Genomic DNA, 11,540 nt, shown 5'->3' with positions numbered 1-11,540 from the left:
CGCTTTGCAAACGCTCTGGAGATGTTCAGGATGTGCTTGGAGCAGGCTTGGCAACTTTACGCTTGGCGGAACGCAGACGGTGCCAGACATACTCCTCGGGGTCGTTTTCGCCGATGTTGGCCAGCGGAATTTCCGCCCGGGCCATGGTCGCGTGGCCCCCGGCTGAGCCCACATCGCCGAACAGCTTGTTGGCCAGCTTGCCCATGTCCCGGTGCAGTCCATCGCCGCGAAAGATCAGGACCAGGGTGTCGTCACAGACCCCGCAGGTCACGGTCCAGGAAATCCCATACAGCCGCAGGAAGAAGTCCCCGAGAATCACCAGGATGTCCGGGGAGTCCAGCCGCCCCATGAACACGTGTAGGCTGTGGCCGTTCACTCGCAGTTTGCGGAAGGCCAGGGAGAAATATTTCAGCCAGTCCAGTCGGAACTCGCTGCGGGAAATTTTGCGCAGCAGGTTCAGGTTGCCGAACTTGCTCAGGTAGCGGAAGGCCCGGACGTCGGTGTCCGAGAACTGTCGTTCGAAACTCTGGGTGTCGGTCTTGATGCCGTAGAGCAAGGCCGTGGCCAGCAATTCCCCCGGTCGGATCTTCAGGCGGTAGAGGTATTCCGTGAGCATGGTGCTGGTGGCCCCGTAACCGGGCTGGATGTCCTTGAATTCGGCCTCCACCGGGTTTTCAGGAACCAGTGGGTGGTGATCGATGACCAGGGAAAAAGCGTAGTCCTTGAAGGCCGGATGGTGATGGGGCTGGGAGTCCACCAGGGCGAAGTGGTCGTACTGCGCGGCCAGATTCGGGGTCAGGCGTTGGGTGGGGATGCGCAGAGCCTTGATCATGGTCAGGTTGTCCGGCCGGGAGATTTCGTTGACCTGGGCGCAGTCCACCGCGGCCACCTTGCGGGCCATGATCCGGCGCAAGGCCTGGGCTGAAGCCAGAGCGTCCGGGTCCGCGTTCATCAGGATCAGCCAGCGGTCCGACTTGCGCCACAGCCCATTCAGCGCTTCGATTTTGGAATCCAGGGATCGGAAGTAGCCCATCTAACGAGTTCCTTTCAGCCAAAGCGGCAGCCCGGCGACCAGCAGGACCACCTCGTCGGCCAGGGTCGCGATTTGCTGATTCAAAAGGCCCAGCGAACGCACGAAGCGTCGTGCCTCAGGCGTGGCCTGGATCGGACCAAAGCCGATTTCCGAGCTGACGAAAAACAGGCGCGTCCCGACACGTTTTGAGGCGCTTTCGTGCATGCAGTCCAACATTTCAGTTCGCAGCCGGGCCTCTTGCTCGGCCTGGATGCAGGCGAACAACCAAAAGTCCAGGCTGTCCACCAGGATGGCCCCATGGTCCGCCCGCTCCCGGCGCAACGCCTCGGGCAGTTCGATATCCGTCTCCAGAGCCGGCAGGTGCGGGGGCCGCTGACGGCGATGTTCCCGAATGCGCTGGCGCATTTCCATGTCCCGGGCCGCGGCCGTGCCCACGAAAAGATGTGGCCCATCCGCCTGAAGCAGTCGCTCCAAGGCCCAGGCGGACTTGCCGGACTTCTCCCCTCCGAGAATCAAGGTAATCATGCGCGACCCGTCATACCGCGGAGCATGTTCAACGATTCCATGAACCCCTCCGGTTCAAAAACTTCCAGCATCAAAACGCAGTCCGGACGAATCCGTCCCAGGATTTCCTCCAACAGCCCCCGGCCCCGATGGTCCAGTTCGGCCAGGGAGCGATGACCGTCCCGCGGACGTCCGTCCTCGCCAACCTTGCCGGGAGCGCTGAGATGCACCATGCGCACCCGAGACCAAATCTCCGGCAGGCGGTGGGTTTGCTGTCCGTGGACCAGCAAATGCCCCAGGTCCAGGCAGATACCCAGGTTGACGGATTGAATCAATGGCCACGAGTCCACAAGATCGTTTTCCCGGGTGTTCTCCAGCAGCAGCTCCTCGGGGCGTCCGCCCCCCTGCTCCCACCTTTGCCCCCAAAGGTGGACAAACTCTGTGAAAGAGCCAAAACCTTGGCCAAAGGCTACGTCATTTCCCGGCTGCGGGCAAACCTCGGCCCGTCCGGAAAGGTCGATAAAATCGGGACGCGTCTCCGGCGGATGCAGCACGAAGGCCCAGGGACGGAGAAAAGCGGCCTTGCGTCGCAACCCGGAGACGATCTCCCAGACCCGTTCCGGTCCCTCGTTCCAGGGCAGGTCCAGGGGCAGATGGGCGTGAAATCGGAGGCCGGTTTCGGCCAGCCAGGGAGGCAGGTCGCGTTCGGTGTAGACCAGGCAGGCCTCGGACTCAAAAAAAAGCAGCCCCACTTCATCCACCAGGGGCGCAAGCCGCCGACAATTCTCGGCGACATCCGCGGGCCAGACGAACGAGGGACCGGCAATTCTTGCATGTTGCAGGTTGAACCGGTGGCAAAGACGGGGAGCGGCCTGGCCGGAACAGGAAGGGGAAATCGATTCCTCGCTGACAAGATGCGGAATATCTTGTGGGCTGTTCAAGAAAACACCGTTATTCCAATGCAGTAATGCGCGTCCTCCGGTCATTGCCCCAGTAACGGATGCGGAGCGGACCGGATTATTTCGCCAAAGTGATTGACACGGAGAACGTTTCACAGCAAAAGGTTAGCGCACGGAACAAGATGATAGCCGTGGCATGCGCGTTGCATTGTTTTTACATGCTCTCCATGGCAACTTCCTGTTCCGTACCACAAATTGAGGCCACAGCCCAATGCGTACCGTTCGCTTTTTCGTTCAGCACTATTTCAATCCCCTGCACGTCTACTGTAGACTGCGGGAAATCGGGGTCAACACCTGCATGGCCCAACGGGTCTGTACGGTGTACGAGCGCTTCGTCTACCGCGCTTTTCGATTCTGACTTTCCGCGTCGCATCTTGCCGTGCCCGCCGCGCCCTCCCGGACGTTCCAACGCTGTCCGACAGGTTCGTTGGCGGTTTCGCCGACCTCTTTGATGGACGGACACGCCCTTCTCCCTTCCGCAAATCGCCTCACCATCACGAAAACAGATCCATCCGCTTTTCCCGCCGGACCACCTGTTGCACGGTCTTACTGCACAGCATCTCCTCCCGAGGGAGGTCCCCCAGAAAACGCGACGGCTTGAGCCGCAGGGTTCGACCGAACAGATTGCGTTTCTCGGCGTGGCTGAGAAACAGCCATTGCTTGGCCCTGGTCAATCCGACATAGAACAGCCGTCGCTCCTCTTCCAGATCCCCGATAAAACTGGATGACGAACTGGATAGCGGACCAGAGACGCCTTCCTGGGGAGGTTCCTCGGCATCCCGACCGCCCAGCGGCCCCAGCCCCACCATGGGTAGCAGGCCGTCCTCCAGGGTCGGCAAAAAGACGGCCTCGAACTCCAGCCCCTTGGAGGCGTGCAGCGTCATCACCTGAACGGTTTCGGCCCGGGCGCGGACCAGTTCCAGCTCGGAGTGGAAGTTGATCCAGGTCAGCAGTCCGGGCCAACCCTTGTGCCGGGCGTAGGCCTCCTTGAGACGCAAAAAATCCTTACTTTGCCAGAACAGTCGGTCAAAGGGCGGCACCTCCTGCAGGTGAGCCGCCAGAGACACGGGGCCCTGGACCAGGGCATGCTCCAGAACGTGACCCTGAACATGCCGGGTCAGTGCTTCCTGATCCGAATCCTCCGACCGACCCAACCCCAGCAATTCCGAGGCGGCCTGCAACAGCAGAGCGACACGGGGTTCCTTCCAAAACGGCTCGGATTCAGGCGCGGAACAAGGCACCCCGAGGCGCTGCATGGCCTGAACCATGGGCGGAATCAAGGCCCTGATCCGGACCAGCACTGCCACGTCTCCGGGGCTCAGGCCACCCTGTGCTCCCCGATCCGCCTCCCAGTGCGCCGTTCCGCCCAACAGAGCCCTCGTTCGCCCGGCGATCCAGGCGGCTTCCCGTGCCCCGCTGGAGGCCTGAAACATGGCGATCCGCCCCGGACGCGGATTCTCGGCCAGCAGTCCTTGCGCGTCTGGAAAGACCTTTCCGGAGAGCCGAACCAGATTCTCCGCGGAGCGGTAGTTTCGGCTCAGGGAGACGACCTCCAGGTCGGGCCAGCGAGCACGCATGGCCGCGGCGATGTCGTCCATCGCGCCCCGAAAACCGTAGATGCTCTGACGGGGATCGCCGATGCCCCAGAAGCCGGAGCCGTCCCGGGGGGCGAGGGCCTGAAGCAGTTCCCACTGGAGCCGGGAAAGATCCTGCACCTCGTCCACCAGGATGTGCGCATACGGGTGATGGGCGCGTTCCTCGGTGGCTTGAGCCAGCCAGAACTCCAGCAGGTCCGTGTAGTCGACCAGGTTCCAATCCTGCTTCTGGCGGGCGTACCGGGCCGCAAGCTCCACTCTTTCCGCCGCGCCCTCGGCAAGGTCGGGCGCCACGCGGCCTTCCCTGGCCCGGGAGAGATCGTTCCAAGCCTGCTTCACACCGGCCGGACCAAGTTCCGGGTTGGCCGCGGCGAAAACCCGCCGGGCCGCGTCCTCGGAAAGCAGAACCGGGGCCTCGCCCTGGACTCTGGTCCAGACCTCGTAGGCCACGGCATGCAGGGTATCCGCCTGGGGGAGAGCTTCTTCCTGGCCTTGGGTAGCGACCAGCCGTTCACGGAGTTCGTTGGCCGCCCGTCGGGTGAAGGTGGCCACCAGCATCCGCCGCGGCTGCTCCCCTTTTTGCAGCAATTGGGTGATCCGGCCCATCAAAGTCCTGGTCTTGCCCGTGCCCGGCCCGGCCAGGACCAGCACCGGCCGCGGCCCTGCCCGCAAGGCCCGGTCCTGCTCGGCGTTGAACTCCATCCGGACTTCGGGCCGTGCGCCTTTATCTGAAGGCTCCGGTGGAAGCCGCGATGGGGGCTCGACCCCATAGGAGAATTCCGACTCAGAAGCCGAGGCTTGGGCATCACCGGACGGCATCGCGAAAAAAGCGCGGCCCCGACGCAATTCCCGCTGCTCCTGAGGCGTAAACATGGAAATCGTACCGTAATGACCGTCATATCCGGATCGGCGCAGCACGCGACCCTGGCGCATCCGGTGCAGAGATTCGGCCAAGACCGGACGACGCCGGGCGACTTCGTCCAAGGGCAGCTCACCGAGAATGTCCAGTTCCGAGCCGCAAGCCGCGACCATGGCCGCATACTCCCGGCGCACGGTCTTTGTGGCCGGCCCCTTTCCCAGGACCTCCGAGATCAATTCCACCAGGGGCACCAGGGACTGAAATCCCGGCTGGTTCGGTGGCTTGTGCGGCTGGTCCCGGTCGGCCAGCTCCCGCACCCGGTGTAGCACTCCCAAAGTTAAAGGCTGGCCGCAGACCGGACAGACGTTGCCCCGGGCCATGGCTTCATCAGGGGACAGGACCACGTCGCACTTGCGATGCCCGTCCAGATGATATTTACCCTCCTCGGGAAAGAACTCCACCGTGCCCAGAAAAGCATGGCTTTCGCCTTCGCCCCGCAGGGCCTTGTACATGCCCTCGAAACTCGGTTCGCCGCGAAACAGATTGGCCTCCCTCGCCAGCTTCTCCCCGGAGTGGGCGTCGGAATTGGAAATCATCCGGAAACGGTCCAGGGCGCTCCACTGCCAGTTCATGTCCGGGTCCGAGGAAAGCCCGGTCTCCAGGGCGAAAATTTCCGAGGACAGTTCTCCGTAGCACTCCTCGATGGTGTCGAAGCCGGACTTGGAGCCGAACAGGGAAAACCAGGGCGTCCAGATATGCGCGGGGACGAGGAAGGCCCGGGGGTGCAGTTCCAGGACCATTTCCAGGAGATGGCGCGAGTCCAGGCCGAGTATGGGCCGACCGTCCGACCCCAGATTTCCGATTTGACCCAGCTTGACGTTCAGGGCCTTGGCCTGCTCCAGACCGGGGACGTACACCAGATGGTGGACCTTACGCACCCGGCCCGCGCGTTTGTAGATGGTGCTGATTTCCGCGGAAAGAATGAACCGGACCGGACTTGGGCCGCGAACCGGAGCAACGGACTCCAGCCAGGGAATCTCCGCCGAGAGGTCCGATTCTCGCCGGGGAATCAGCAGTCCGGAGCCATCCTCTTCCAGGCTTTCCTCCAGCTCTTGCAGCCACCCGGGATGGGTGAAGTCTCCGGTGGCCACCACGTCCAGGCCCTTGACCCGGGCCCAGGCGACCAGGTGGTTCGGCGTCAGGCCGCGGCTGGTGGCCCGGGAATACCGGGAGTGGATGTGCAGGTCAGCGCGGAACAGGTCGAGAGTCATTCGGGAATCACTGGGTGACTGTTGGGGGATACGTCGCGAGGATGCGCCGTGGCGCAGTCCGAGGGATCTCCTTGGAGCTTGGCCAGGGCGTGATCCAGAGCGGGCAGCAGGGCTTCGAGGTTCTCCCGAACCGCCTTGGGCGAACCCGGCAGGTTGATGATCAGGGCGCGTCCGAGAATGCCGACCACGGCCCGGGAAATTACGGCATGCGGGGTCTTGCGCAGGCTGGCCTGGAGCATGGCCGCTTCCATGCCGGGCAAACGCTTTTCAATCACGACCAGGGTGGTCTCCGGGGTGGTGTCCCGGGGCGCGACCCCGGTGCCCCCGGTGGTCACGATCAGGTCGAAGCCCTGTTCCAGAGCCAGCTCCGTGAGCAGCGAGCGCAGCCTTCCGGGCTCGTCGGGAAGCAGAAATCCCTGGGCCCAGGCCAGTTCCAAGGGACCGCCGGACTGTTTGTCCAGGATCTCGACGATCAGCGGTCCGGCCCGGTCCTCGCGGAGTCCGGCGTAGCCTTTGTCGCTGAGCGTGATCCAGGCCAGGCTATGGCCGCATTTGGACGCGATCCAGGGTTGCGGTCCAGGCTCAATCTGGAACGCTTCCAGAACCTGGACCCAGCAGCCTTCGCGGCTCGGCAGGCCGGCCACGAGGTCCGGCAGGCGGAACGTGCCCAGCACCCGAAGGCTCCCGGCTTGGCCGGGCCGGGTCAAGACAGCGCCCACGCTGGGCAACGGCGGTGTTTGCGCGATCAAATAAGAACCGGGAAACAGCCCCGAAGCCGTATCCGACTCCAGAGCCGGACCGCGCACCACGGCCAGACGTTGCCCCGAAGCGAAGTTCTCCCGCCGGGTGGAGCTGAGTCGCAGTTGCATGGCGATTCCCGTGGGTGTTGGAAGCTATCTGAGTGTAGAAATAAAGTCCTTATCCGGCAGTCCGTTCAAAAACCCCAAGTGCAAGGAGCAAAAAAAGCTATCCGGACACGTCCTGTGTCCGGCCCCTGCGGGCTGTGGCTGTGCCACATTTTCGATTTGCCGTCCTGGCAATCGAATCAAGGTCGAAGCGTATTTATTCATACGTGAGAGTTTGAACTTTTTGCAGCGACGCAGCAATTGGGAGTTTTTCAACGGACTGCTATGAGGACGCCCAAACGACAAAAGCCCCTCGTCCGCACGGACAAGGAAGCTTTGGCCGTGGACCGAGGGGCCAAATCGCCACCCAAGCCCCTTTGGGCTAGGCGCCCTTAAGGCCGGATTGAAGACAAAAAGCGATTAGTGATCCATGTGCTTGCCCTGCTTGATGCGGACAAGCGCGGTGATCACGATCACGGTCAGATAGGTGAAGATGAACCCGACGCCGATTACGCTGGAAAGATCGGCTTCCTTGGCCGCGTTGGCGATCAAAGTGGGGATAATTTCCGTAATGCCCATAAGGTCGTCTCCTTTGTAATAAAGTTCACATGCGTGGTGTTTGGTCAATGTCCAGACAAATGTCAAGAACGGCTGAAGACCCGCGGGAGTATTTGACCTCTTGCCCGCATATATCGGAGCCTGATCCAAATCGAAATCGAAATCGCGATCGAAATCGATGCATTAGAAGCGGCAACCTTTCCTCGATTTCGATTGGAACTGCTTCATGGACGTTGAGGAACCTCGCACCGGATGACGGCGCGGGCCGGACCGTGTACAAGGCCCGGCCATGCACGACCCGACTCTCCACCGTCCCAGACTGATCGTCCTCGGCCTGGACGGGCTGCCGTACTCCACGGCCTGCCGCCTGTGCCGGGCCGGACATCTGCCCAACCTGGCCCGCATCGCCCTGACCCCCCAAGCCCGCCCCATCCTGGCCGAGCTGCCGGAACTCTCGCCGGTGAACTGGACCTCCTTTTTCACCGCCGCCGGGCCGGAAGAGCACGGCATTTTCGGCTTCACTCGGCTTGATCCCCAGGACTACGCGATCCGGTTCGCGGACTTCTCCCAGGTCCGGGCCCGGACCCTGTTCGACCGCCTGGGCGACCACGGCCTGACCAGCCGGGTGATCAACCTGCCCAACACCTACCCGGCCCGGCCCATCAAGGGCATGCTGGTGTCCGGTTTCGTGGCCCATGATCTGGACCGGGCGGTCTTCCCGCCCTTTCTGGCCCACCCGTTGCGCTCCACCGGGTACGTCCTGGAAGCGGACACCACCCGAAGCGGCCAGGACCCCGGCTTCCTGCTGGCAGAGCTTGACCGCGCCCTGCGCGGCAGGCGGGCAGCCCTGAACCTGCTCTGGCCCGACCTGGCCTGGGACCTGTTCGTCTTCGTGCTCACGGAAACCGACCGCCTGGGACACTTTCTTTTCCCAGCCCTGGAAGACCCCGCGCACCCCTGGCACGGCCCCAGCCTGGACTTCCTGGGCCGCTGGGACGAACTGGTGGGGGACGTGCTGGAACGCTTCGCCGCGCTCCCGGACCCCAAGCGGCTGCTGGTCCTGGCGGACCACGGCTTCACCGCCCTGACCATGGAGGCGGATCTGAACGCCTGGCTGCGGGAACAGGGCCTGCTGGTCACCGACGGATCGCCGCGCCACGAGCTGGACGCCGGAATCATCTCCGCCCAAACCCGGGCCTTTGCCCTGGACCCTGGCCGAATTTATCTGCATACTTCCCGCTTTGGCCGCGGCCGGGTCGCGCCGGACGAGGCCGCAGGTCTGGAAGAGCGGATCAGGATCGGACTGAAACGCCTGGAGTGGCAAGGCCGACCGGTGATCCGCGACGTGCTTTCCTGGCGGGAAGCCTATCCGGAATGTGCTCCCGAAAGTCTTTCGGGCGTGACGGCGCGAGGAGCGTCCCCGTCCGACCCGGCGATCCCGGACCTGATCTGCGTCCCGCACCGGGGCTTCTCCCTCCGGGCCAAGTTCGACCAGACCCGCGTTTTCGGCAAGGAAGACCGCCAGGGCTGCCATACGCCGGACGATGCGTTTTTCTACGATTCCGAGCCGCCCGAAATACAGCCCGGCGACGAGCCCGATGATCATTCCGGCCCAAAACGGGTCCGGGACGTGGGCCGGCTGGTCCTGGAGCACTTTGACGTAAGCCACAAACTGATTCTTTCCCGGTGACAGTCCGTTGAAAAACTCCCAATTCCCGCGTCGCTGCAAAAAGTTCAAGCTCTCACGTATCAATCAATACGCTTCGACCTTGCACTTTTCTTGCTTCTTGCACTTGGGGTTTTTGAACGGACTGTGGATAAGGACATTTTCAACACTCAGCTGAGCCGGGACGCCAACCATGACCATCGACTTTCAAAAGCAGCTCAACCCGGCCCAGTGGCAGGCCGTGCACTCCAGCCAGGGGCCGCTCCTGGTCATCGCCGGGGCGGGCAGCGGCAAAACCCGGACCATCGCCTACCGCTTGGCCTATCTGGTCCGGCAGGGCGTAGCCCCGGAGAACATCCTGCTGCTCACCTTCACCCGCAAGGCGGCCCAGGAGATGCTGCACCGGGCCGCCCGGCTGATTGGGCGGGAACTGGGGGGCGTGGCCGGAGGCACCTTCCACTCCTTCGCCAGCTCGGTCCTGCGCCGCTACGCCCCGGCCCTGGGTTATCCGGACCGGTTCACGATCATGGATTCCCCGGACATGCGCGACGTGCTCGGCCAGGTCCGCAACGACCTGAACCTGGGCAAGGGCGACAAGGCCTTTCCCAAAAAATCGACCATTCTCGGACTGATCAGCAAATCCCGGAACAAGGAAGTGGACATCGCCCAGCTTCTGGAGCAGGAGTCGCCGCATCTGCTGCCCTATGCCGGGGACGTCCAGTTCATCGCCGAGGCCTATGCCGCGTTCAAGCCGCGTCACGGACTGATGGACTACGACGACCTGCTCTTCAACCTGGAACGCCTGCTCCGGGAGCGGGAAGACCTGGCCGAATTCCTGCGCATGCGCCACGGCCATGTGATGGTGGACGAATTCCAGGACACCAACAGGGTCCAGGCCCGGCTGGTCCAATTGCTGGCCGGGGACGGGCGGGGGATGATGGTCGTAGGCGACGACGCCCAGTCCATCTACGCCTTTCGCGGGGCCGAGGTGCGCAACATTCTGGCCTTCCCCAAGACCTACCCCGACACGACCATCGTCCGGCTGGAAGAGAACTACCGCTCGGCCCAGCCCATTCTTGACCTGACCAACGCCCTGCTCAAGAACGCAACCACCAGATTCGAGAAGAACCTCTTCTCCCGGCGCGCCGAGGGCCCCAAGCCCCAACTGATCCACACCATCAGCGACCAGACCCAGGCCAAGGCCGTGGTGGACAAAATTCTGGAATTGTCCCGGGAATGTCCGCTGCGGGACATCGCCGTGCTCTTCCGAGCCGGCTTCCAATCCTATCCCGTGGAGATGCTGCTGAACAGGATCGGACTGCGGTTTCGCAAATTCGGGGGGCTGAAGTTCACCGAGGCCGCGCACATCAAGGACGTGCTGGCCTATTTGCGCCTGGTCGCCAACCCGGCGGACCTGCCCGCCTGGCAGCGGGCCGTGGTCCACGTCAAGGGCCTGGGCCCCAAGACCTGTACCGGGTTCTGCAAGGCCCTGCTGGAAGGCGACCAGAAGAAGGTCGCCCAGGTGGAGAAGAAGTTTCCGGACGTGGCCGCGGCCTTCGCCCTGATCAATGACCTGCGCCGGGAAAAGCCCGCTCCGGACGCGGCCCTGGAGCGGATCCTGGAATTCTACCGCCCCCTGTTTCAGGAGCGCTATCCGGACGACTACCCCCGCCGCCAGGCCGGGCTGGACCAACTCCAGCAGATAGCGGCGGGTTTCGACGACCTGGACGCCTTCTTGGCCGAACTGACCCTGGAAAGCCCGGAGGAGGGCGGCGAAGTGGATTCCGAGCAGGAGGATTACGTGGTGTTGTCCACGGTCCATTCGGCCAAGGGACTGGAATGGAAGTCCGTGCTGATCATCGACCTAGTCAACGGCCGCTTCCCGTCCCGGCATGCCCTGGACAAGGCCGACGACCTGGAAGAGGAACGCCGCCTGCTCTACGTGGCCTGCACCCGGGCCCGGGACTATCTCGGCCTGTTCGTGCCCTCGTCGGTCTACAACCGCTTCCAGGGCGGCAGCGAACCGGCCATGCCGAGCCTCTTCGTCAGCGAACTGCCTCGGGAGTGCTATGAGGAATGGCGCGAAGACTACCTCGGAACCCTGAAACAGCGAGACGCGACCAAAACCCAACGGTCCGCGCCCCGTTCAACAGCGTCCGATACGTTCCAGCCCTCCGCGTCATCAGTCCTAGCCTCCGCTCCATCCGACGAGGCGGCGGCAAAGCCGTCCGGCGACACACCCCACCCCCT

Annotated in this window: 9 protein-coding genes; 3 read left to right on the top strand and 6 right to left on the bottom strand. The window is 63.2% G+C overall.

Annotation, left to right across the window (positions count from 1 at the left end):
- Positions 1-25: 25 nt before the first annotated feature.
- Genes C6366_RS15935 through cbiR form a run of 3 tightly spaced genes read right to left on the bottom strand, consistent with a single transcriptional unit; the run spans position 26 to position 2,478 of the window.
- Positions 26-1,033: a bifunctional oligoribonuclease/PAP phosphatase NrnA gene (locus C6366_RS15935; RefSeq protein WP_107739709.1), complete on the bottom strand. Its 1,008-nt coding sequence runs from the start codon at positions 1,031-1,033 to the stop codon at positions 26-28.
- Complete coding sequence (locus tag C6366_RS15930; RefSeq protein WP_107739707.1) at positions 1,034-1,558, bottom strand: bifunctional adenosylcobinamide kinase/adenosylcobinamide-phosphate guanylyltransferase; 525 nt, start codon at positions 1,556-1,558, stop codon at positions 1,034-1,036. It lies immediately after the preceding gene.
- The gene (gene cbiR, locus C6366_RS15925) at positions 1,555-2,478 is read right to left on the bottom strand and encodes a cobamide remodeling phosphodiesterase CbiR (RefSeq protein WP_107739705.1); all 924 of its coding nucleotides are present in this window, start codon (positions 2,476-2,478) and stop codon (positions 1,555-1,557) included. The genes C6366_RS15930 and cbiR overlap by 4 nt, the downstream gene beginning before the upstream one ends.
- A gap of 229 nt (positions 2,479-2,707) precedes the next feature.
- Here cbiR and C6366_RS20135 point away from each other — a divergent pair, with 229 nt between their 5' ends.
- On the top strand, positions 2,708-2,854 hold the full coding sequence (locus C6366_RS20135) for a hypothetical protein (protein WP_199221542.1): 147 nt from the start codon (positions 2,708-2,710) through the stop codon (positions 2,852-2,854).
- A gap of 136 nt (positions 2,855-2,990) precedes the next feature.
- Here the strand turns inward: C6366_RS20135 and C6366_RS15920 are convergent, their stop codons facing one another.
- From C6366_RS15920 to C6366_RS19720, 3 genes are all read right to left on the bottom strand, one after another.
- Positions 2,991-6,221, bottom strand: a complete 3,231-nt coding sequence (locus tag C6366_RS15920) for a UvrD-helicase domain-containing protein (protein WP_107739702.1) — start codon at positions 6,219-6,221, stop codon at positions 2,991-2,993.
- A complete protein-coding gene (locus C6366_RS15915; RefSeq protein WP_107739700.1) occupies positions 6,218-7,090 on the bottom strand; it encodes a molybdenum cofactor biosynthesis protein B in 873 nt (290 codons plus the stop codon). Before C6366_RS15915 ends, C6366_RS15920 begins: the two co-directional genes overlap by 4 nt.
- Before the next feature lie 396 nt (positions 7,091-7,486).
- Complete coding sequence (locus tag C6366_RS19720) at positions 7,487-7,645, bottom strand: hypothetical protein (protein ID WP_153304589.1); 159 nt, start codon at positions 7,643-7,645, stop codon at positions 7,487-7,489.
- 268 nt (positions 7,646-7,913) lie between these two features.
- Here C6366_RS19720 and C6366_RS15910 point away from each other — a divergent pair, with 268 nt between their 5' ends.
- Together C6366_RS15910 and C6366_RS15905 are read left to right on the top strand one after the other, a co-directional pair.
- Positions 7,914-9,314 carry an alkaline phosphatase family protein gene (locus C6366_RS15910; RefSeq protein ID WP_107739698.1) on the top strand — a complete coding sequence of 467 codons (1,401 nt, stop codon included), beginning with the start codon at positions 7,914-7,916 and terminating at the stop codon, positions 9,312-9,314.
- A 169-nt stretch (positions 9,315-9,483) separates the two neighbouring features.
- Positions 9,484-11,540 (top strand): ATP-dependent helicase (locus C6366_RS15905; protein ID WP_233248538.1); only part of this gene is annotated, 2,057 nt, incomplete at its 3' end.

It is taken from the genome of Desulfonatronum sp. SC1 (assembly GCF_003046795.1).
Lineage (GTDB): Bacteria > Desulfobacterota > Desulfovibrionia > Desulfovibrionales > Desulfonatronaceae > Desulfonatronum.
This window is presented reverse-complemented; position numbering and strand designations above follow the sequence as displayed.